Origin of the sequence: Sulfitobacter sp. 1A12779, from assembly GCF_043557315.1 — a bacterium.
GTDB lineage: Bacteria > Pseudomonadota > Alphaproteobacteria > Rhodobacterales > Rhodobacteraceae > Sulfitobacter > Sulfitobacter faviae.
In genome coordinates, this window is record NZ_JBIFFU010000001.1 from 127,435 (window position 1) to 149,325 (window position 21,891).

The window sequence follows — 21,891 nt, forward strand, 5'->3', positions numbered from 1 at the left end:
CACTCCCAGCCGCTTTAATCTTGCGGCTGCGCGTCGGGACGCTAAGCATGGGGCATGTCCGACGATACCCTTTCCCTCCTGCTCAGCGGCCCCGATGACACCGCTGGGCGCGCCCGGCAACTGGCCGGCCGCCTGTCTCCCAGCGATGTCATCCTGCTCAGCGGCGATGTCGGCGCGGGCAAGACCCATTTCGCCCGCGCGCTGATCACCGAATTGCTCGACCACCCCGAGGATATCCCCTCGCCCACCTTCACCTTGGTGCAGACCTATGACACGGCAAGCAGCGCGATCTGGCACGCCGATCTCTACCGGCTGACCTCCACCCATGAGATCGAGGAGCTCGGGCTGATCGACGCCTTTCACGATGCGATCTGTTTGGTGGAATGGCCGGATCGGCTGGGCCCGCTCGCCCCAGCCAACGCCTTAGAGATCAGCCTGTCCCCCGGCACCGAAGAAGACAGCCGCAGGCTGACCGCAGAATGGTCCGGCGGCGAATGGGCCGAGAAGCTGGCGGCGTGGCGCGAATGACCGAACGCGCCGCACTGATCGAAGGTTTTTTGCAAACCGCGGGCTGGGCCGAAGCCTCCCGTAAGCTGCTGGCAGGCGATGCCTCCAACCGGCGCTATGACCGGTTGCGCAAAGCGAATGGAGCGCGGGCCATTCTGATGGACGCCCCACCGGAACGCGGTGAAGACGTCCGACCCTTTCGTCATGTCGCGGCGCAGCTGACAAGCTGTGGCCTCAGCGCGCCCGAGATTTACCATGCGGACAATGACAACGGTCTGCTGCTGATCGAAGACCTTGGCGATGACCTCTTTGCGCGGCTCATGGCCGCGGATCCGGCTCGGGAACTCCCCCTCTACCGCGCGGCTGCCGACGTTTTGGTCAAACTGCACGCTGCCCCCCTGCCAGATCTGCCAATGTGCGATGCCGATTGGCTGACCGATATGGCCTCCCCCGCCTTCGACTTTTACGCGCCCATAGGCGGGCAGAGCGCAAACGCCGCTTTTGCGCAGGCTTTCCGCCCCCTCGCCGCAGCGCTGGATGACAGCCCGAAGGTCGTGATCCTGCGCGATTATCACGCCGAGAACTTGCTTTGGCTGCCAGAGCGCGAAGGGGCAGCGCGGGTCGGTTTGCTGGATTTTCAAGACGCGCTGCTCGGCCACCCGGCCTATGATCTCGTCTCGATCCTGCAAGACGCCCGCCGCGATGTGCCCCGGGCGGTGGAGGCGCAGATCATCGACGATTACCTTGCCCAAACCGGACAGGCGGAAACCCCCTTCCGCCGCGCCTATGCACTGCTTGGCGCCCAGCGCAATCTGCGCATCTTGGGGATCTTTGCGCGCCTCTGTCTGCGCGACGGCAAACCGCATTACGTCGATCTGATCCCCCGCGTCTGGCAGCATCTGCAACATAACCTGCGCCATCCCGCGCTTGCCGATGTGGCGGAGGCAATCGCAGACGTGCTGCCCCCGCCGACCCCCGAATTTCTGGAGCAACTGAAAAGCCAATGCGCGACAATCCCGACGCCATCATGATGTTCGCGGCCGGGTTCGGCACGCGTATGAAACATCTCACCCAGAACCAACCCAAGCCCATGGTGCCAGTCGCGGGCCGCCCCTTGATTGACCATGCGCTCGACCTTGCCCGCGGGATATCCCCTGCGCGGATCGTGGCGAACCTGCACTACCTGCCCGACCAGTTGGATGCTCATCTGAAAGCGCAGGATGTGCAAACGGTGATCGAAACGCCCCAGATCCTCGACACCGGCGGCGGGCTGCGCAACGCGTTGCCGCTGTTGGGGACGGGCCCCGTTTTCACCATGAACAGTGACGCGATTTGGGCCGGGGCGAACCCGCTCGAAATGCTCCGCAATGCATGGGATTCGGCACGGATGGACGCGCTTTTGATGACCGTGCCGTTGGAAAACACCCTTGGCCATGGCGGCACGGGCGACTTTACCCGCGCCGCGGATGGCCGCCTGCAACGGGGGCCGGGCGAGGTCTATGGCGGGGTGCAGATCATCAAGACCGATCTGCTGGCCGATATCGAAGCCGAGGCATTCTCGCTCAACCTGTTGTGGGACATGATGCTGGCACGCGGGACGCTGTTTGGCCTGCCCTATAGCGGGCGCTGGTGCGATGTGGGGCACCCCGGCGGCATTCCCCTTGCCGAAAGCCTCTTGGCAGGTGCCGATGTTTGAGCCGCAGGACAGCCCCCGCGTCTTTGGCCTTGCCCCCGGCGTAGATTTCCCGCGCGGATTGGTGCGCGGGCTGTGCGACCGGTTAGAGAATGGCCCGCCCGAGGCGATGGCCCGTGTCGAGTTGCTGGTGAACACCAACCGCATGGCACGTCGGCTGCGCCATGATTTCGACGCGGGTCCGGCAGGATTTCTGCCGCGCATCCGGCTGATCACCGACCTTGATGCATTGGCCCCCGGCATCGCGCTGCCCGCCCCGACACCGCCGCTGCAAAGGCGGCTGGAACTCATTCAACTCGTGTCGCGCCTGCTGGATGCCGCACCCGATCTCGCGCCGCGCGCCTCGCTCTATGCGCTGTCGGACAGTCTTGCGGGGCTGATCGACGAAATGCAGGGCGAAGGCGTCTCGCCCGAGACGGTGGCCGGGCTGGACGTTGGCAACCTCTCTGCCCATTGGGAGCGGGCGCAGCGGTTCCTCGCCATCGCGCATGACTATCTGGGCCAAACCACCACCCGCCCGGATGCCGAGGCACGTCGGCGGCAGCTGGTCGCCCGGATCATCACCCGCTGGCAGGACGCGCCACCGCAGCACCCGGTGATCCTTGCCGGGTCCACCGGGTCGCGCGGGACAACCGCGCTGTTGATGGAGGCCGTGGCCCGCCTGCCGCAAGGCGCGATCATCCTGCCGGGGTTCGATTTTGAAATGCCGACCGCCGTTTGGAACGAGTTGGATCAGGCGCTTCTGGCCGAGGATCACCCGCAATACCGCTTCCGCAAACTGATGAATATGCTCGGCGTGGCGCGTGGCGCGGTCGCGCCGTGGTGCGAGATGCCCCCGGTATCGACCGCCCGCAACAAGCTGGTGTCGCTATCGCTTCGGCCTGCGCCCGTCACCCATGCTTGGCTGAACGAAGGGCCTAAGCTGGAAGACCTGCAAGGTGCCACCGCCGACATTACCCTGATCGAAGCGCCCACCCCGCGGGTTGAGGCATTGGCCATCGCGCTGCGCCTGCGCCAAGCTGCCGAGGATGGCGTGAAGGCCGCCTTGATCACCCCCGACCGGATGCTCACCCGGCAGGTCACCGCAGCGCTCGACCGGTGGGGCATTCTGCCCGACGACAGCGCCGGGATGCCGCTGCAACTCTCCCCGCCGGGGCGGTTCTTGCGCCATGTGGCGGCGCTGTTTGTCCGAAAACTGGATGCCGAAGCGCTGCTGACCTTGCTGAAACACCCGCTAACCCACAGCGGCGCGGGGCGGAATTTCCACCAGCTCTATACCCAGCGCTTGGAGGCTGAGATCCGCCGCCACGGGCTGCCCTACCCCGACGCCGAAGGCTTGGCCGAGATTGCAGAGCGCGCCGCGAAGCGGATGGAAGACCCCAGCGGGTTCCGCGATTGGGTCGCTTGGCTGGGCGAGGTTTTCCCCGGCCACGACACCCCCGGAGAGCGGCCCCTGCCCGAATGCGTCGCCGCGCATTTGGCGCTGGCTGAAAGGATCGCCGCCGGGCAACCCGCCGATCCCGACCACCTGCTTTGGCAGCAGGGCGCGGGCATCGCGGCCGAGGCGGTGATGGCGAACCTCACGGAACATGCAGCCCATGGCGGGTCGATGAACGCCGCCGATTATGCCGATCTCTTGGGCGCACTCTTGGCCCAAGAAGAGGTGCGCGAGGCCGATACCCCGCATCCCGACATCATGATCTGGGGCACGATGGAGGCGCGGGTGCAGGGGGCCGAGCTGGTCATCCTTGGCGGTTTGAACGAAGGTACATGGCCCGAAGCGCCGCCGCCCGATCCATGGCTCAACCGTCAAATGCGCGAGAAGGCCGGGCTGCTGCTCCCCGAACGGCGCATCGGCCTGTCGGCGCATGACTATCAACAGGCCATCGCCAGCCCCGAGGTTTGGATCACCCGCGCGATCCGCTCGGACGAGGCCGAGATGGTGCCGTCCCGCTGGCTGAACCGCTTGGGCAACCTGCTGGGCGGCTTGGGCGACACCGGCGGGCCGGAGGCATGGAAGGCCATGCAGCAGCGCGGCAACCACTGGCTGGATCAGGTGCGCGCCTTGGAAGCGGTGGAGCGCACCGCCCCGGCCACGCGCCCCTCGCCCCGCCCGCCGCGCGCGGCGCGCCCCCGCAAGCTGTCAGTGACCGAGATCAAGACGCTGATCCGCGACCCTTACGCGATCTATGCCAAACACAGCCTGAAACTGCGCCCAATCAACCCGCTGGTGCAATCGCCCGACGCGCCGGTGCGCGGCATCGTCCTGCATCGCATCATGGAAGATTTCGTCAAACTCGTGGCCCGCGATCCGGCACGCCTGACCCGCGACACGCTGATGCAAGTGGCCGCCGAGGTGCTGGAGGAAGAAGCCCCCTGGCCCGCTGCCCGCGCCATGTGGCTGGCCCGCATCGACCGGATCGCCGATTGGTTCATCGCCCGCGAAAGCCAACGCGCCGCATTCTCCAGCCCGGTCGCATTCGAACAGGGCGCGCGCGGCAGCTACACCTTTGCCGACCTCGGCTTTACCCTCAGCGGCTTTGCCGACCGGATCGACCAGACCGATGACGGCGATGTGCTGATCTACGACTACAAAACCGGCACCCCGCCCGGCAAAAAGGAGCAGCGGCTGTTTGACAAGCAACTCTTGATCGAAGCGGCGATGGTTGAACGGGGCGGTTTTCCCGAGGTGGGCGTGGCCCATGTGGCCCATGCCGCCTTTATCGGTCTAGGGTCGAAACCCGTCGAAGTCCCCGCGCCGCTGGACGAAGAGAACCCGCAAGAGGTGCTGGCCGGTCTCCACGCGCTGCTCTCGCGCTACCTCGATGAGGGGCAGGGCTTTACCGCGCGGCGGATGGTACAAAGCGATGCCTTTGCCGGGAACTTCGACCAATTGGCGCGGTTCGGGGAATGGGACGGCACCAGCCCCGCCCGACCGGAGGATCTGGAATGATGCGTGATTTCAACGATGCCACCCGCGCCCAGATCGAAGCGGCGCGGCCCGATGCCTCCACTTGGCTGACCGCGAATGCGGGCTCTGGCAAGACCCGCGTGCTGACCGACCGCGTGGCGCGGCTGCTGCTCGACGACGTGGAGCCGCAGCACATCCTTTGCCTGACCTATACCAAAGCCGCTGCCTCGGAGATGCAGAACCGCCTGTTTAAACGTTTGGGCGAATGGGCCATGCTGAAAGACGCGGCACTGCGCAGCGCCTTGGCCGATCTTGGCGTTCAGGGCGAATTGACACCCGAGCAACTGCGCAATGCCCGGACCCTTTTTGCCCGCGCGATCGAAACACCCGGCGGGCTGAAAATTCAGACCATCCACTCTTTCTGCGCGGCCCTTCTGCGCCGCTTCCCGTTGGAGGCGCAGGTCAGCCCGCAATTCACAGAGATCGAAGACCGCGCCGCCGATCTGCTGCGGGCAGAGATCGTCGATGAGATGGCCGAAGGCGAAGACGCCCCGCTGGTCGCCAAGATCGCGCGGCACTACACGGGCGAAGATTTCGCCAGCCTCACCCGCAGCATTGTTGGCCAACGCGATGCCTTCAGCACGCCCCGCTCTTGGGCCGAGATCCTCGCGCTTTTCGCCCAGCCGGAAGACCTCACCGAAGACAAGATCGCGGCTTCGGTCTTCCTTGGCAGCGAAGCGGCGATGATGGCCGAGATCATCCCCCATCTGCTGGCCAAAGGCGGCAATGACGGCAAGGCGGGCGCGGCGCTGCAAGAGATCGACCGCTATGATCTTTCCGCCCTGCCCCAGCTTGAAAACATCCTTCTGACCGGCAGCGGCGCCAAGGCGCCCTTTACCGCCAAGATCGGCAGTTTCCCGACCAAGCCCACGCAAAAGGTCATCGCCGAGCAGATGCCGCAGCTTGAGCAATTGATGCAACGCGTCGAAGATGCCCGCGAAGCGCGGTTGGCGCTGAAGGCGGCGCGCAAATCCTATGTGCTCCACCGTTTCGCGGCCCGTTTTCTGGAACGCTACGCAGATGAGAAGCAAAAGCGCGGCTGGCTCGACTTTGACGATCTGATCCTCAAAGCCCGCGCATTGCTGACCGACAAGGCCGTGGCCGCTTGGGTGCTGTTCCGCATCGACGGCGGCATCGACCATATCCTTGTCGACGAGGCGCAGGACACCTCGCCCCGGCAATGGGACGTGATCGAACGGCTGACAGATGAGTTTTACTCCGGCGCCGGGGCGCGTAACGAGGTCGATCGCACCCTCTTCGTCGTGGGCGACAAGAAGCAGTCGATCTACTCTTTTCAAGGCGCGGACCCCGAAGAGCTGGACCGCAAAGGCACGACATTCGAACAGAAGATCGGTGAGGCGGGCCAGTTTTTCCAGCGCCGCAGTCTTGCCTATTCCTTCCGCTCCTCTTCGGCGATTCTGCAAGCGGTCGATGGGGTTTTCGACCCCGCGATCCAGATCGGTTTCGCCAATGACGGCCATATGGCCTTCAAAGATCGCCTGCCCGGCCGCGTCGATCTCTGGCCCTTCATCGAAAAGGCGGGGCCGGACGAGGAAGGCGATTGGACCGACCCCGTCGACCGGCGCAGCGCGCGGCATCACACGGTGCAACTGGCCGAACGAATCGCGCGGCGCATCAAGGAGCTGACGACCGAGGAGCATTACCTCCCCGATGACAGCAAGGGCGGCTTGGCGCGGCGGCGTATCCAACCGGGGGATTTCCTGATCCTCGTGCAGCGCCGCTCGGCTCTGTTTTCCGAGATTATTCGCGCCTGCAAAGCGGCGGAATTGCCTATCGCGGGGGCGGACAGGCTCAAGGTTGGGGCCGAACTGGCGGTGCGCGATCTGGCGGCGATCCTGTCGTTCCTCGCCACGCCGGACGACGATCTATCGCTAGCCACCGCGCTGAAATCGCCACTTTTCGGCTGGTCAGAACAAGAGCTTTTCACCCTCGCCCATTACCGTAAGGAGGATCACCTCTGGCAAGCGCTGCGCAACCAGACCGAGACCCACGCCGCCACCCTCGCCGTGCTGCGCGATCTGCGGGGGCAGGTCGATTACCTGCGCCCCTACGATCTGATCGAACGCATTCTCACCCGCCACGATGGGCGGCGCAAACTGCTCTCGCGGCTGGGGCCAGAGGCCGAGGATGGGATCAACGCGATGCTGAGCCAAGCGCTGTCTTACGAGCGCGGCACGGTGCCCAGCCTGACCGGGTTCTTGCAATGGATGCAGACCGATGATCTGGAAATCAAACGCCAGATCGACAGCGCGTCGAACCAGATCCGGGTGATGACGGTGCATGGTGCCAAGGGTTTGGAAGCGCCAATCGTGATCCTGCCCGACACCGGGCGGCGCGATGTGACGATCAAGGATGAGATCATCACCGTCGATGGCACCCCCGTCTGGAAAGCCCCGGCGGATGACATGCCCCAGCCCATGCGCGCCCGGCTGGACGAGATGAAAGAGGCCGCGCTGCAAGAGCGGCTTCGCCTGTTCTATGTCGCCATGACGCGGGCCGAAAAATGGCTGATCGTGGCCGCGGCGGGGGAATTGTCGAAAGATGAATCCTCTTGGTATCAAATCACCGCTGCCGCTCTGGCCAGGCTCCGCGCCGAGCCTTTGGGCGACGATGGCACGCTGCGCTATCAACAGGGCGATTGGGATGCGCTCGACATCATAGAGACGCCTGAGAAAACCGTCACAACGCCCAGGTTAGACCCTGTTTTCACCCGCTCCGCCCCCTCCCCCAAGGGAGAGGATAAGACCCTGTCGCCCTCGGATCTCGGCGGAGCCAAGGCGCTTGCCGGTGAGGCCGGGCTCGATATGGACACCGCGTTGAGCTATGGCACGCTGGTCCATGAGCTGCTGGAGCATCTGCCACTGATGGGGCCGGATGCACGGGAGATCTTTCTGGAGCGGTTGGCCCACACACACCCCGCCGAGATGATCGCCCGCGCGGAAGATGAGGCGGAAGCGGTGCTGAACACCCCTGCCCTCGCCCCGCTGTTTGCCGAGACAACCCTCGCCGAAGTGCCCGTGACCGGCAGCCTTGGAGACCAGCGCCTGCATGGCACGATCGACCGTTTGGTGATCGCCGAAGATCACATCCTTGCTGTCGATTTCAAGACCAACCGCGTGGTCCCCGGCACGGCTGAGGCCTGCCCCGACGGGCTGCTGCGCCAGATGGGCGCGTATGCTCATATGCTGCGCCAAATCTACCCGGATCGGCGGATCGAGACGGCCATTCTATGGACCGCGACCCCCGCGCTAATGGTGTTACCCAACGATATCGTGACAAATGCCCTGCGCGCCCTGCCATATCTTGACGCCACTGCCGCGCATTCATAGGTTCAGGCCTCAACCCATTCCTGTCAGGAGAGCATCATGGCAACCGTCGCAGTCACCGACGACACTTTCGACGCCGAAGTCAAAAATTCGGACATTCCGGTTCTGGTCGATTTCTGGGCCGAATGGTGCGGCCCGTGCAAACAGATCGGCCCTTCGCTGGAAGAGCTGTCGGATGAAATGAACGGTCGCGTGAAGATCGTCAAAGTCAACGTCGACGAGAACCCGAACTCGCCCGCCCAAGTCGGCGTGCGCGGCATCCCGGCGCTGTTTATCTTCAAGGACGGGCAGGTCGTGTCCAACCTCGCCGGTGCGCGCCCAAAGGCGGCCCTGCAAAGCTGGATCGAAGAATCCATCTAAGGCCAACGCCTTAGGCATTGAGTTACGAAAACGGGCGTCCTTCGGGGCGCCCTTTTCATTGGGGCAAAGCCTCTGGCCACATCACCCCAAGCGTACCCCCGCATCACACCCGGCAGCCCTGCCCCACGCGCAACCGGCGCTGCCCTTGTCCTGCCCTGCCACGGGGGCCATATAGAGCGCCAAGCGACAGGAGGCCCCATGGCACAGAACGACGATTTCCCCGGTTGGCACGGGACCACGATCATTGGCGTCAAAAAAGGCGGCGAAGTGGTGATTGCCGGTGACGGACAGGTCAGCCTTGGCCAGACCGTGATCAAAGGCACCGCGCGCAAGGTGCGCAAGCTCAGCCCCGGCGGCTATGACGTGGTGGCGGGGTTTGCGGGCTCCACCGCGGATGCCTTTACCCTGCTGGAACGGCTGGAGGCCAAATTGGAAGCGACACCGGGTCAATTGGCCCGTGCCAGTGTCGAATTGGCCAAGGACTGGCGCACCGATAAATACCTGCAAAAGCTCGAAGCGATGCTGATCGTGACCGACGGCAAAGACCTGCTGGTCATCACCGGCGCGGGCGATGTGCTGGAGCCGGAGCATGAGGTCGCGGCCATCGGATCGGGCGGGAACTATGCCCTCGCCGCCGCGCGTGGCATGATGGACAGCGACCGGGACGCCGAAACCATTGCCCGTGATGCCATGGCGATCGCCGCCGACATCTGCGTCTACACCAACGGCAAACTCACCGTGGAGAAAATCACCGCATGACCGACCTGACCCCCCGCGAGATCGTATCCGAACTGGACCGCTATATCATCGGTCAGAACGACGCCAAACGCGCCGTGGCCGTGGCCCTGCGCAACCGCTGGCGCCGCAAACAATTGAGCGATGACCTGCGCGACGAAGTCTACCCGAAGAACATCCTGATGATCGGCCCCACCGGTGTCGGCAAGACTGAGATCAGCCGCCGCTTGGCGAAGCTCGCCCGCGCGCCCTTCATCAAGATTGAGGCGACGAAATTCACCGAAGTCGGCTATGTCGGCCGCGACGTGGAACAGATCATCCGCGATCTGGTAGACAGTTCCATCGCCATGACCCGCGAGTTCATGCGCGAAGACGTTAAAGCCAAGGCCGAACAGGCCGCCGAGGATCGTGTCATCGACGCCATCGCCGGCACCGATGCCCGCGACGGCACGCGCGAGATGTTCCGCAAGAAACTCCGCGCAGGCGAACTCGATGACACGATGATCGAGCTTGAGGTCGCCGATACCTCCAGCCCCTTCCCGATGATGGACATTCCCGGCCAGCAAGGCATGGGGATGATGAATCTCGGCGATATTTTCGGCAAAGCCATGGGCGGCCGCACCACCAAGAAACGCATGGCCGTGGCCGATAGCTATGACGTGCTGGTGGGCGAGGAGGCCGACAAGCTGCTCGACGACGAAGCCGTGAACCGCGCCGCCATTGAAGCGGTCGAGCAGAACGGCATCGTTTTCCTTGATGAGATCGACAAGGTCTGCGCCCGCTCCGATGCGCGCGGTGGCGATGTTTCCCGCGAAGGGGTGCAGCGCGACCTGCTGCCGCTGATCGAAGGCACTGTGGTCTCAACGAAATATGGCCCGGTAAAGACCGACCATATCCTCTTCATCGCCTCGGGCGCGTTCCATATCGCCAAGCCTTCGGACCTTTTGCCCGAATTGCAGGGCCGTCTGCCGATCCGCGTCGAACTGCGGGCGCTGACCGAGGATGATTTCGTCCGCATCCTGACCGAAACCGACAATGCGCTGACGCGGCAGTACACCGCCCTGATGGGGACGGAAGAACTGACCGTCACTTTCACCGAAGAGGGCATCGCGGCGCTGGCCAAGATCGCGGCGGAGGTCAACACCTCGGTCGAGAACATCGGCGCGCGGCGGCTTTACACGGTGATGGAACGGGTCTTCGAAGAAGTCTCCTTCGACGCGCCTGATCGCTCGGGGCAAGAGATCACCGTCGATGCCGATTTCGTTGAAAAGAACCTTGGCGAATTGACCCGCTCCACCGATCTCAGCCGCTACGTTCTTTAGGGCTTTCCTTTCTTCCATGCCCCGGCGATGAAAGGGGCATGGAATACCTCTTATTTCTGCGGCGCAACTGGCTGTTTCTGCTGGCCGGTTTCCTGCTGACCTTCACCTCGTCCTATGGGCAAACCTATTTCATCTCGCTCTTTGCGGGGGCGGTGAAGGGCGACTTTGGCCTGAGTGACGGCCAGTGGGGCGGCATCTATACCATCGGCACGACCCTGTCGGCCATCACCATGGTCTGGGCCGGGGTGCTGACGGACCGCTTTCGCGTGCGGGTGCTGGCCCTTGGCGTGATGCTGGCGCTGGCGGGCGCCTGTTTGGCGATGGCGGCGGTGCCGAATTGGATTGCGCTGATCTTTGTCATCTACGCATTGCGGCTGACCGGGCAGGGGATGATGTCTCAGCTAGGGCAGGTCGCCATAGTGCGCTGGTTCGAAGCTTCGCGTGGCAAGGCGCTTTCGCTCTCTTCGATGGGTTTCGCTGCCGGTCAGGCATTTCTGCTGGTGATCTTCGTGGCGCTTTTCGCCAGCTTCCACTGGCGCAGCCTTTGGGTGCTGGCCGCGGTGCTGGTGCTGCTGACGATCCCGGTGATCCTGATGCTGCTGCGGCAAGAGCGCACCCCGCAAAGCATGGCCGATCAGGCGCAGCGCGCAGGCATGCAAGGGCGGCATTGGACCCGGGCCGAGATGTTCCGCTCAGGCCTGTTCTGGATGATCATCCCGCTGGCCATCGGCCCCGCGGCATGGGGCACGGCCCTGTTCTTTCAGCAGGTGCATCTGACCCAAGTGAAGGGATGGGCCTTGGTCGAATTCGTGGCTTTGATGCCAGTCTATACAATCTCGGCGGTGGCCTCGACCTTCCTCTCGGGCTGGGCGATCGACCGTTTCGGCGTCAGCCGCGTGGTGCCGGTGATGATGCTGCCCTTTGCCCTGTCATTCGCGGTGCTCGCCTATGCCGACACGCTCTGGATGGCCGGGATCGGCTTGCTGATTTTCGGCATGGGGCAGGGGATGCAATCCACCGCGCCGGCGGCCTTCTGGGCCGAGTATTTCGGCACCCGCCACGTCGGGTCGATCAAGGCGGTGGCGGCGGCGCTGATGGTCTTTGGTTCGGCCATCGGGCCGGGGGTGACGGGGCTGTTCATCGACCTCGGCGTCGATTTCCCGCAGCAGATGCTGCCCATCGCGCTTTATTATCTGATCGCCGCAGGCTTGGCCGCATGGGCGATTGCGCGCTACAAACCGCTGCTGTGCGGTTAACGGTTGCGCCGTAGGTAGACATAATAGGCCCCGCCGCCGCCGTGGCTGACATGGGCCTGCGCGACCTGTAGCACGAGACCGCTGAGCGGTGGCATCGACAGCCACTGGGGCACCTGATGGCGCAGCACCCCATCGCGCACGGGGATCGGGCCACCGTCATCGCGCCGCTTGCCTTTGCCGGTGATCACCAGCACCAGCCGTTTGCCCCGGGCATGGGCATCCTTAATGAAACCGTTCAACGCCGGATGCGCCCGATCAAGCGTCATGCCATGCAGATCGATCCGGCCTTCGGGGCGCAGTTTGCCGCGTTTGAGCTTGCCGTAAGCCTTGTGGTCCATCTGAACCGGCGCGGCTTTCATCTGCTCGGCCAATGTGGGGCGCAGGTCGTTGCTGCGCTTTTTCATGTTGGGCTGCGGCTTGTTGCCTTGCAGGGCGATCTTGGCGCGCCGAACCTGCGGCGGGGCAGGGGCGGGGGCGTCGATCTCAGGCGTGAACAGCTTGTTCAGCTCCAGCTTTTCGGTCCGCTCGGTCACCCGGCGCCAGAGTTCGAGATCGTCTTCGTTCAAGCGGCGCCGTTTCATATCGCGCTCTCCGGCAGGAAAGCATAAGCGCGTTGAATGGGCATCAAGACCATCATCCGCCCCGGATCACGCAGACGGCCCGCCACGCGGCAGGCTTTGTCACCGGTGCCAAAGAATACATCCGCCCGCTGCGCGCCCTTGATGGCAGAGCCTGTATCCTGCGCGACCATCAGACGGCGTAGGGGCTCCTTCCCGTCCTTCTCGATCCAGACCGGCGCGCCGAGCGGCACATGCGATGGGTCGACCGCGATGCTGCGCATGGCGGTGATGGACCGGTTCATCGCCCCCAGCGGCCCCTTATCGGCGGGCACGCGGCTGACTTCGCGGAAAAAGACGTAAGACGGGTTGTGATAGAGCAATTCGCGGCCATCTTCGGGGTTGCGGCGCACCCAGTTCTTGATGACATCGGCGCTGACCTGATGCGCCTCATAGACCCCACGCCGCACCAGTTCGACCCCGACTGAGCGGTAATCATGGCCATTCGCGCCGCGGTAACCCACCCGCAGATAGCTGCCATCGGGCAGGCGAATACGGCCAGAACCCTGAATTTGCAGAAAGAAAAGCTCAACCGGGTCATCGACCCAAGCGATCTCAAGCCCGCGGTCGCGCATCACGTCGCCATCCAGGATCTCGCGCCTGGTGAGCCAAGGGCGGATCTGCTCGGCCTCGGGGGGCATGGCGTAGATGGGATATTGAAACCGGGCAGAGGGGTAGAGATCACCGTCCAATTCAGGTTCGAAATACCCGGTGAAAAGCGCGTCTTTGCCGTCTTCCATCAGAACGGGGCGAAAGAACAATTCGAAAAACTGCCGCGGGTCGGGGCCATCCTTGGCCAGTTTGCAGAGCGCGCGCCAATCGACGTCTTTCATGTCGCCGCAGGTGCTGGTGAAAACCTCAAAGGCGGCGGCGTGGTCATCTTCGGCCCAGCCCTCAAGCTGGTCGAAATCCATGACGGTATAATGCACCTCTGCTGCGGACGGCGTGTTCATGGACACACCGCCCAACAGCGCAAGAGCGCCAAGCGCACGCGCTACCCGTCTGTGGAAACCAACAGCCAATTCGGATCGTCCGAGCCCATGACACGGGCGAAGACCCATGTATCTTTTTGGCGTTTGATTTCGGTGCTGCTGCCCTCGACAATCTCGCCCTCACGGTTGCGAACCTCCGAGGTCAGCTCGCCGACGAAGCGGATGGTGAGTTCGGCTTCCTTCGTGGTCTCGTCCATCTTGGCGTCGATCAGTTCCATTTCGCGCACGCCGATGAAATTCGCCTCGATCGTCAGACCTTGGTCCTCCCGCGCGGCGACGCCGTCGACAAAGCTTTCATAGACGTCATCGGCCAGAAACGGCTGAATTTCCGCCAAATCGCCCCGCTCATAGCCCATGACGATCATCTCATAAGCGCCGCGCGCGCCTTGCAGGAAACCGCTAACGCCAAAGGACGGCTCGACCCGCTTCATCTCGGCCAAGGCCTTGCCCGAGGGGCTGTCTTCGGGAACGTGGTCAGTGATATCGAGATCCGGGCCACCTTCGATCACTTCAAACGCGGGGCCGCTGCGGGCGCTTGGCGTTTGATCGGTCACCGGGGGCTTTTCAAAACCCTCACGCGTGCCAAGCACGTTTTTCAGCCGCAGGATCAGGAATACGGCGATACCGGCAAGCACCAGAAGCTGTATCAGGGGAGAATTCATCGAAACCTCATTCAGGGGTGGCATGGAAACATGCGAGTTAAGCTCTTATGTAGGTGTTCGACCGGGGCAAGTCCACTCTGCCCCCAGCAAAAGGACTCCGCCGCATGTGGCTATTGATCGCATTTATCGCCGTGCCTCTGATCGAGATCACGCTTTTCATCCAAGTCGGTGGCGCCATCGGCCTTGGCTGGACGCTGGCCGTGGTGGTTTTGACCGCCATTCTGGGCACATGGTTGGTGCGGTCTCAGGGCGCGCTGGCGCTTGGCCAATTGCGCAGTTCCTTCAATGACTTGCGCGACCCGACCGAGCCTTTGGTGCATGGCGCGATGATCCTGTTTTCCGGCGCGCTCTTGCTGACGCCGGGGTTCTTTACCGATGCTGTCGGCTTTGCCTTTCTGGTGCCGCGCTTCCGCGCCGCCGCCTATCGCGCGATCCGCGACCGGGTGAAGGTCCAAAGCTTTGGGACGCCGGGCGGCATTGGCCCACGCCCCGGCCCGCAGGGCAGGCGCGACCCGCGCGGCGATGTGATCGACGGCGATTTCCATGAGATCCCCGAACAGCCGCGCCAGACCAAGGGCCCCTCGGGCTGGACTAAGGATTGAGCGGCCCGTGCCGACCTGTTAAGTCCGGGTAGATTTAAGAAATTCACCACAATAGGACACAGAAAATGGCAGACAACGAAACCGCACAACCCAAGCAGCCGCAGATGCGCGTGCTGGGCCAGTTCATCCGCGACATGTCGTTCGAGAATATCATGGCGCAGAAGGGTGCCCCGGCGGATGTGCAGCCCGACGTGCAGGTTCAGGTCAACCTCGACGCGAAGAAGCGTTCGGGTGAGAACCAGTATGAAACCGCGATCAAGCTGAACATCACCTCCAAAGCGAAAGACGGCGACGCGACGCTCTTCGTGCTGGAGATCGACTATGTCGGTATCTTCCAAGTCGAAAACGTGCCGGAAGAGCAGATGCACCCCTATCTGCTGATCGAATGCCCGCGCATGATCTTCCCCTTCCTGCGCCGCATCGTCAGCGACGTGACCCGTGACGGTGGCTTCCCGCCGCTGAACCTTGAGAACATCGACTTCCTGTCGCTGTACCGCAACGAAGTGGCACGCCGTCAGGCCGAAAACCCGCCAAAAGCCGACGCTTAAGCGTCAGCCAAGCTGTTTCCACAGCGCGTCGTCGCCCAGTTTGCCGACAAATTCGGCATGGGCGGCGGCTTCGGCCTCTGTCAGACGCGAGGGCAGGGGCGTGGGCCGCGGTTTCGGGGTCCAGCGCGTCTCCGGCTCGCCCGTCTTGCGTTCCGGCGCCGAAGACAGCGCGAAATCCGGCTGCCGCCCCCCGATCAGTTCCAGATAGACTTCGGCCAAGATCTCACTGTCGAGCAGAGCGCCGTGCAGCGTCCGCGAGGTGTTATCAATGCCAAAGCGGCGACAGAGCGCATCAAGTGAAGCGGGTGAGCCCGGAAAGCGTTTGCGCGCAATCTCCAGCGTGTCGAGCGCTTGTTCCCACGGGATCTGCGGCAGGCCCATCCAGCGCAGTTCGGCATTCAGGAATTTGATGTCGAAGGCGGCGTTGTGGATGATCAGCTTTGAATCACCAATGAAATCCAGAAACTGCCGCCCGATCTGCGCGAACTTGGGCTTGTCGCGCAAAAAGTCATCGCCCAGCCCGTGCACCTGAAAGGCTTCCTCGGGCATCGAGCGTTCGGGGTTGATATATTGGTGATAGGTCTCGCCCGTGGCCATGTGGTTCATCAGCTCGACCGCGCCGATCTCAACGATGCGGTCGCCGCTTTCGGGGTCAAAGCCGGTGGTTTCGGTATCGAGCACGATTTCACGCATGGCGCAGTCTTTCCCTGATGTCGCGGATCACCGCCCGCACCTGCGCGCGGGCATGGTCGAGCGTGTCGGTCACTATCACATAGTCCGAGCGGGCGCACTTCTCTTCGGCGGGCATCTGCTTGGCGCGGATGGCGTCGAATTGCGCCTCTGTCATCGTGCCACGCGCCAGTACGCGCTCGCGTTGCACCTCTGCCGGGATCGTCACGCAGGCGACCGCGTCCATCTTGGCTGCGCCGCCGGTTTCGAACAGCAGCGGGATGTCCAGAACGGCGATGTCGCTATCCGCTTCTGCCAAAAACGTCGCCCGGTCTTCGGCCACCAGTGGATGCACGATGGCTTCGATCCGGGGCAGGGCGGTCGGATCGGCGGCGATGATCTCTTTCAACGCGGCACGAGAGACGCCACCGCCCTCGATGGCCTCCGGGAAAGCCGCCTGCATCGGCGCCACGGCAGCCCCGCCCGGGGCATAAAGCCGGTGTACCGCCGCGTCGGCGTCCCATACAGCGCAGCCTTCCTCGGCAAACATCCTTGCCGTGGTCGATTTGCCCATGCCGATGGAGCCGGTAAGCCCGAGGTGGAACATCAGCGCAGCACCGCCGTTCGCGTGGCGCGGTCGACCTCGGGCCGCTGGCCGAACCAACGCTCGAACGCTGGGACCGCCTGATGCAACAACATGCCCAGCCCGTCGACCGTGACGCAGCCCAGATCCTCAGCCGTCTCAAGCAGATGGGTCCGCAGCGGAGCATAGACGAGATCCGTCACCACGGTGCCGGGGCGCAGCCCATCCAGTGGCACCCGCAAGGCGCCTTTGCCGATCATGCCAAGCGATGTGGTGTTCACCAACAAACTGGCGTGATCGATCATATTGCCCGCCTGCACCCAATCGACGACTTTGACGCGGCCGCCGAAATCGCGCTGCAACTGCTCTGCCCGGACGCGGGTGCGGTTTGACAGGCAGATCTCAGGCACGCCAGCATCCAAAAGCGACGAGACAACCGCCCGCGCGGCGCCCCCCGCGCCCAAGACCGCCGCCGGTCCGGCCTTCGGATCCCAATCCGGCGCACCGGCCTTGAGGTTTTCGATGAAGCCGTAGCCATCCGTATTGTCTGCGTGAATTTTGCCATCGGCGCGAAAGATCAAGGTATTGGCCGCGCCGATCAGAGTGGCCCGGTCAGTGATGAGATCCGCGATCTCCATCACCGCTTCTTTATGGGGGATCGTCAGGTTCACCCCGACAAAGCCCATCTTGGGCAGCGTTCTCAGCACCTCTTCCAGATCGTCGGGCGCGACATCAAGCGGCACGTAATGACCGGCGATGCCATAGGTTTCGAGCCAATGGCGATGCAACTGCGGGGATTTGGAATGCGCGATGGGCGATCCGATCACACCGGCGAGGGGGATTTTGGGCAGGCTCATATCGTGAGGTCTCCGCGCAGCGTCAGGTAATTCAGCAGTTCAAGAAATGGCATACCAAGGACGTGAAAGTAATCCCCCTCAATCTGGGTGAAGAGCCGCACGCCTTCCTCTTCCAGCTTGTAGCAGCCGACAGCGTGGCGAATGCTTTCCCAGTTTCGCGCAACGTAGTCTTCTATATAAGCGTCGCTGGCCTCACGCATGCGCAGCCGCACCTGACCGACGTGCCGCCAGAGTGGTTCACCGTCTTCATAAAGCACGGCGGCGGAAAGCAGGGAATGCCGATCCCCGCGCAGCCGGTGAAGCTGCGCAATCGCCTCGTCCTGATCATGCGGCTTGTGCAGCATCTCTCCGCGATGCTCCAACACCTGATCGCAGCCCAGAACTAGCGCGCCGGGGTGCCGCTCGCTCACTTTGCAGGCTTTCATCTCGGCCAAGGTATCGGCGATGTCGCGCGGCTTGGCCTCTTCGGCCCGCAGCGCGGCGGTTATCATCTCTTCGTCAATCTTGGCTGGGATCACCTCATGCGGGATCGCGGCCTGTGCCAAAAGCTGCGCCCGGATCTCCGAGCCGGAGGCGAGGATGATTTTCTGCGGCATGTGGATAACCCTGTGATGATCTGGCGCAAACCTTGAGGATTTGTTCTGCGAGATAAAAGTTGACAGCACAAGCCCGCAGATCTCGCCCCGAGTCGCGGTTTTTGTCGCCGATTCCCACCCCGATGAATAGGGATAAACCGCTTGTGCGTATAACCACGAGACTTCACCGGTTATCCCCGCTTTGATACATTTTGTCCCCCGGAAAATACGCCAGCAAGATCCTGAGAAAACTTAACATTCGCGAATCGGGGTCGGCTTATCCACAGGGGGCCGCCAAGTTTGTTCACCTGTTGATAAGCGGCGGTATAAATCATTAATCCACAGGATTCAGGCGCCCTACAATCAACTACATCTTTTCTCTTTTCTTATTTATTAAGAAAGAAGCACGCACACCGGAGCCTTCCCCATGTTCGATCTTCTCAGCCTCGCTTATCCATGGATCAAAGCGCTCCATATCGTGTCGGTCATCAGTTGGATGGCGGCGCTCTTCTACCTGCCGCGCCTCTTCGTGCATCATGTCGAACAGGCGGGCTCCGCCGGGCGGATGCATGAGACTTTCGCGATGATGGAATTTAAGCTCGCTCAGTTCATCATGCGGCCCGCGATGATGGCGACATGGGTTTTCGGCCTCGCCCTCGTTCTGACGCCCGGAATCGTGGATTGGACGATGATCTGGCCATGGACCAAGGGGGCCAGTGTCATCGCCATGACGGTTTTCCACGTTTGGCTGAAAAAACAGGTCAAATCCGTCGAAAGCGGTGACAGTACCGTCACGGGCCGTCAGTTCCGGCTTTTGAACGAAGTGCCGACGCTGCTGATGATCGTGATCGTCTTCTCCGTGGTCGTGAAATTCTGAGGCAATTGACTCAAGCCGCGCTGCCGCCTATATCTGCGCCACTGTCCCGTCCGGGGCGGTTTCTGCTTGCCACATTCAAATGATCGACCAGCCCGCATTCTGCTGCGGCTGAACAGGATGCTCCATGACAACCGAAACGCTGAACCTCGCTGATCTCAAGGCGCAGACGCCGAAAAACCTGCTCGCCATGGCCGAAGAGCTGGAGATCGAAAACGCCTCGACCATGCGTAAAGGCGAGATGATGTTCCAGATTCTCCGCGAACGCGCGGATGACGGTTGGGAGATCTCGGGCGACGGCGTGTTGGAAGTGCTGCAAGACGGATTCGGTTTTCTCCGCTCTCCCGAAGCGAACTACCTGCCGGGCCCCGATGACATCTACGTCTCGCCCGACATGATCCGCAAATGGTCGCTGCGCACCGGGGACACCATCGAGGGGCTGATCAAGGCGCCCGACGACACCGAACGCTATTTCGCACTGACCGAGGTCACCAAAATCAACTTCGAGGCGCCCGAGAAGGCGCGCCACAAGGTTGCCTTCGAGAACCTCACGCCGCTTTACCCCGACGAGCGTCTGACGATGGAGGTTGATGACCCCACGATCAAGGACCGCTCCGCGCGGATCATCGATCTGGTCTCGCCCATCGGAAAGGGCCAGCGCTCCCTGATCGTGGCCCCGCCGCGCACCGGTAAGACCGTGCTGCTGCAGAACATCGCCAACAGCATCGAGAAGAACCACCCCGAGTGCTACCTAATTGTCTTGCTGATCGACGAACGGCCCGAGGAAGTCACCGACATGCAGCGGTCGGTGAAGGGGGAGGTTGTCTCCTCCACTTTTGACGAGCCGGCCACGCGCCACGTCGCCGTTTCCGAGATGGTCATTGAAAAGGCCAAGCGCCTTGTCGAGCATAAGCGCGACGTTGTTATCCTGCTCGATTCGATCACCCGTCTGGGGCGCGCCTTCAACACCGTGGTTCCGTCCTCGGGCAAGGTCCTGACCGGTGGTGTCGACGCCAACGCCCTGCAACGCCCGAAGCGTTTCTTCGGGGCCGCGCGGAACATCGAAGAGGGCGGCTCGCTCACCATCATCGCCACCGCGCTGATCGACACGGGCAGCCGCATGGACGAGGTAATCTTTGAAGAGTTCAAGGGCACCGGCAACTCTGAGATCGTGCTGGACCGCAAGATTGCCGACAAACGCGTCTTCCCGGCGATCGACATCCTCAAGTCCGGCACCCGGAAAGAGGACCTTCTGGTCGACAAGGTGGACCTGCAGAAAACCTTCGTTCTGCGACGCATTCTCAACCCGATGGGCACCACCGATGCCATCGAATTCCTGCTCGGCAAGCTCAAGCAAACCAAGTCGAATTCTGACTTTTTCGACTCCATGAACACCTGAGTTATTTCGTAATAACAATAGGTTAGTGAAATATGGACACGATATTCGCCCAAGCGTCAGCGCCGGGCCGTGCCGGGGTTGCGGTGATCCGCATTTCCGGCCCGCAGGCCTTCGCAATTGCGCAGGAGATTTCCGGCAAACGTCCTGAGGGGCGCGGAAGCGTGTTGCGAAACCTCTGCGGCACGAGTGGCGAGGTTATCGACCAAGCCTTGGTCCTGAGCTTCCCCGGGCCAAATTCCTTCACCGGCGAAGATGTGATCGAGTTTCAACTGCATGGTTCCATCGCCGTGGTCCGGGCGATGCTTTCCCTGCTCTCGACCTTCCCCGAAACTCGGATGGCTGAAGCGGGGGAATTCACCCGCCGTGCGCTAGAGAATGAAAGGTTGGATCTCGCGCAGGTCGAAGGGCTGGCGGATCTCATCGAAGCCGAAACAGAAGCACAGCGAAAGCAAGCGCTTCGCGTTTTATCGGGCCACCTCGGCGCGCGCGTCGAAGGTTGGCGAAAAGACTTGATCCGCGCCGCTGCGCTTCTAGAGGCCACGATCGACTTCGCGGATGAAGAAGTGCCCATCGACGTCACCCCCGAGGTGGAATCGCTGCTCTCGAAAGTCGGCAAGGAATTGCAAGACGAAGCGGAAGGCACCTATGTCGCTGAACGGGTTCGAAACGGCTTCGAAGTCGCGATCATCGGTGCGCCAAATGCGGGTAAGTCGACGCTCTTGAATGCGCTAGCCGGACGTGACGCTGCGATCACCTCAGAAATCGCAGGCACTACCCGCGATGTAATCGAAGTTCGAATGGACCTCGGCGGGCTGCCGGTCACCCTTTTGGATACGGCGGGTCTCCGCGAAAGCGAAGATAAAGTTGAAGCCATCGGGATCGAGCGCGCAATCGAACGCGCCGGGGCGGCGGATCTGCGGGTGTTCCTCGCGGCGCCGGGTGAGGCCTTGGCCGTTACACCGGAGGAAGAGGATATTGTTCTCCACCCCAAGGCAGATCTCGTTGGTATTGAGGCGAACGGTATCTCAGGGAAGACCGGGCAGGGCTTGTCAGAACTTATCGACCGCATTCAATCTACACTCTCGGAGCGCAGTTCAAGCATCGGACTGGCAACCCATGAGCGACATCGCGTCGCCTTGCAGCAAGCCGTCTCGTGTTTGGCTGAAGTAGATGTTATCCTGACCCGAGGACCTGATTTCTATGATTTGGCCGCTGCGGAACTCCGGTTCGCGATTCGAGCGCTGGAAACCCTTGTTGGCCGCATAGACGTTGAGAACCTGCTGGATGAGATTTTCACCAGCTTTTGCGTAGGTAAATGATGG

21 protein-coding genes are annotated in these 21,891 nt (G+C 62.5%); 14 read left to right on the forward strand and 7 right to left on the reverse strand.

Annotated elements, in window-relative coordinates:
* Positions 1-54: 54 nt before the first annotated feature.
* From tsaE to ACGYLQ_RS00690, 9 genes are all read left to right on the forward strand, one after another.
* Positions 55-528: a tRNA (adenosine(37)-N6)-threonylcarbamoyltransferase complex ATPase subunit type 1 TsaE gene (gene tsaE / locus ACGYLQ_RS00650; protein ID WP_394439737.1), complete on the forward strand. Its 474-nt coding sequence runs from the start codon at positions 55-57 to the stop codon at positions 526-528.
* On the forward strand, positions 525-1,538 hold the full coding sequence (locus tag ACGYLQ_RS00655) for an aminoglycoside phosphotransferase family protein (RefSeq protein ID WP_394439740.1): 1,014 nt from the start codon (positions 525-527) through the stop codon (positions 1,536-1,538). The genes tsaE and ACGYLQ_RS00655 overlap by 4 nt, the downstream gene beginning before the upstream one ends.
* Positions 1,511-2,203 carry a nucleotidyltransferase family protein gene (locus ACGYLQ_RS00660; RefSeq protein WP_394439743.1) on the forward strand — a complete coding sequence of 231 codons (693 nt, stop codon included), beginning with the start codon at positions 1,511-1,513 and terminating at the stop codon, positions 2,201-2,203. The genes ACGYLQ_RS00655 and ACGYLQ_RS00660 overlap by 28 nt, the downstream gene beginning before the upstream one ends.
* Positions 2,196-5,153, forward strand: coding sequence for a double-strand break repair protein AddB (gene addB, locus ACGYLQ_RS00665; protein WP_394439746.1), 2,958 nt, complete (start codon positions 2,196-2,198; stop codon positions 5,151-5,153). The genes ACGYLQ_RS00660 and addB overlap by 8 nt, the downstream gene beginning before the upstream one ends.
* The gene (gene addA, locus ACGYLQ_RS00670) at positions 5,150-8,521 is read left to right on the forward strand and encodes a double-strand break repair helicase AddA (protein ID WP_394439748.1); all 3,372 of its coding nucleotides are present in this window, start codon (positions 5,150-5,152) and stop codon (positions 8,519-8,521) included. The genes addB and addA overlap by 4 nt, the downstream gene beginning before the upstream one ends.
* Positions 8,522-8,557: 36 nt before the next feature.
* Positions 8,558-8,878 carry a thioredoxin gene (gene trxA, locus ACGYLQ_RS00675; protein ID WP_007118424.1) on the forward strand — a complete coding sequence of 107 codons (321 nt, stop codon included), beginning with the start codon at positions 8,558-8,560 and terminating at the stop codon, positions 8,876-8,878.
* Between the two features lie 198 nt (positions 8,879-9,076).
* Positions 9,077-9,637 carry an ATP-dependent protease subunit HslV gene (gene hslV / locus ACGYLQ_RS00680; RefSeq protein WP_067623712.1) on the forward strand — a complete coding sequence of 187 codons (561 nt, stop codon included), beginning with the start codon at positions 9,077-9,079 and terminating at the stop codon, positions 9,635-9,637.
* Positions 9,634-10,935: an ATP-dependent protease ATPase subunit HslU gene (hslU, locus tag ACGYLQ_RS00685; RefSeq protein WP_067267727.1), complete on the forward strand. Its 1,302-nt coding sequence runs from the start codon at positions 9,634-9,636 to the stop codon at positions 10,933-10,935. The genes hslV and hslU overlap by 4 nt, the downstream gene beginning before the upstream one ends.
* Positions 10,936-10,973: 38 nt before the next feature.
* Complete coding sequence (locus ACGYLQ_RS00690; protein WP_394439751.1) at positions 10,974-12,191, forward strand: MFS transporter; 1,218 nt, start codon at positions 10,974-10,976, stop codon at positions 12,189-12,191.
* Here ACGYLQ_RS00690 and ACGYLQ_RS00695 read toward each other — a convergent pair.
* The 3 genes from ACGYLQ_RS00695 to ACGYLQ_RS00705 are packed head-to-tail and all read right to left on the reverse strand — an operon-like array spanning position 12,188 to position 14,462.
* Positions 12,188-12,772: a Smr/MutS family protein gene (locus ACGYLQ_RS00695; protein ID WP_394439754.1), complete on the reverse strand. Its 585-nt coding sequence runs from the start codon at positions 12,770-12,772 to the stop codon at positions 12,188-12,190. The two genes, ACGYLQ_RS00690 and ACGYLQ_RS00695, sit on opposite strands and share 4 nt — an antisense overlap.
* Positions 12,769-13,761, reverse strand: a complete 993-nt coding sequence (locus ACGYLQ_RS00700; RefSeq protein ID WP_394439756.1) for a murein transglycosylase A — start codon at positions 13,759-13,761, stop codon at positions 12,769-12,771. Before ACGYLQ_RS00700 ends, ACGYLQ_RS00695 begins: the two co-directional genes overlap by 4 nt.
* A gap of 41 nt (positions 13,762-13,802) precedes the next feature.
* Entirely contained in the window at positions 13,803-14,462 is a 660-nt protein-coding gene (locus tag ACGYLQ_RS00705; protein ID WP_394439759.1) for a Tim44/TimA family putative adaptor protein, read from the reverse strand.
* 104 nt (positions 14,463-14,566) lie between these two features.
* Here ACGYLQ_RS00705 and ACGYLQ_RS00710 point away from each other — a divergent pair, with 104 nt between their 5' ends.
* Together ACGYLQ_RS00710 and secB are read left to right on the forward strand one after the other, a co-directional pair.
* Positions 14,567-15,064, forward strand: a complete 498-nt coding sequence (locus ACGYLQ_RS00710) for an FxsA family protein (RefSeq protein ID WP_394439762.1) — start codon at positions 14,567-14,569, stop codon at positions 15,062-15,064.
* Between the two features lie 65 nt (positions 15,065-15,129).
* Positions 15,130-15,612 (forward strand): protein-export chaperone SecB, encoded by a 483-nt coding sequence (gene secB / locus ACGYLQ_RS00715; RefSeq protein WP_394439765.1) that lies wholly within the window; start codon positions 15,130-15,132, stop codon positions 15,610-15,612.
* A gap of 3 nt (positions 15,613-15,615) precedes the next feature.
* Here secB and dnaQ read toward each other — a convergent pair whose 3' ends face one another.
* From dnaQ to ACGYLQ_RS00735, 4 genes are read right to left on the reverse strand one after another with little or no spacing between them, the layout of a single operon-like run.
* Positions 15,616-16,305, reverse strand: coding sequence for a DNA polymerase III subunit epsilon (gene dnaQ, locus ACGYLQ_RS00720; RefSeq protein WP_271688639.1), 690 nt, complete (start codon positions 16,303-16,305; stop codon positions 15,616-15,618).
* Positions 16,298-16,888, reverse strand: coding sequence for a dephospho-CoA kinase (coaE, locus tag ACGYLQ_RS00725; RefSeq protein ID WP_394439767.1), 591 nt, complete (start codon positions 16,886-16,888; stop codon positions 16,298-16,300). Before coaE ends, dnaQ begins: the two co-directional genes overlap by 8 nt.
* Complete coding sequence (locus ACGYLQ_RS00730) at positions 16,888-17,721, reverse strand: shikimate dehydrogenase (RefSeq protein ID WP_394439769.1); 834 nt, start codon at positions 17,719-17,721, stop codon at positions 16,888-16,890. The genes coaE and ACGYLQ_RS00730 overlap by 1 nt, the downstream gene beginning before the upstream one ends.
* The gene (locus ACGYLQ_RS00735) at positions 17,718-18,317 is read right to left on the reverse strand and encodes a Maf family protein (protein ID WP_394439771.1); all 600 of its coding nucleotides are present in this window, start codon (positions 18,315-18,317) and stop codon (positions 17,718-17,720) included. The genes ACGYLQ_RS00730 and ACGYLQ_RS00735 overlap by 4 nt, the downstream gene beginning before the upstream one ends.
* 406 nt (positions 18,318-18,723) lie before the next feature.
* Here ACGYLQ_RS00735 and ACGYLQ_RS00740 point away from each other — a divergent pair, with 406 nt between their 5' ends.
* The 3 genes from ACGYLQ_RS00740 to mnmE all read left to right on the forward strand — a co-directional run bounded on the left by ACGYLQ_RS00740 (position 18,724) and on the right by mnmE (position 21,888).
* Positions 18,724-19,173 carry a CopD family protein gene (locus tag ACGYLQ_RS00740; RefSeq protein WP_067267858.1) on the forward strand — a complete coding sequence of 150 codons (450 nt, stop codon included), beginning with the start codon at positions 18,724-18,726 and terminating at the stop codon, positions 19,171-19,173.
* A 124-nt stretch (positions 19,174-19,297) separates the two neighbouring features.
* Positions 19,298-20,569 (forward strand): transcription termination factor Rho, encoded by a 1,272-nt coding sequence (rho, locus tag ACGYLQ_RS00745; protein WP_067267859.1) that lies wholly within the window; start codon positions 19,298-19,300, stop codon positions 20,567-20,569.
* Between the two features lie 32 nt (positions 20,570-20,601).
* Positions 20,602-21,888 carry a tRNA uridine-5-carboxymethylaminomethyl(34) synthesis GTPase MnmE gene (gene mnmE / locus ACGYLQ_RS00750; RefSeq protein ID WP_394439774.1) on the forward strand — a complete coding sequence of 429 codons (1,287 nt, stop codon included), beginning with the start codon at positions 20,602-20,604 and terminating at the stop codon, positions 21,886-21,888.
* Positions 21,889-21,891: the final 3 nt, after the last annotated feature.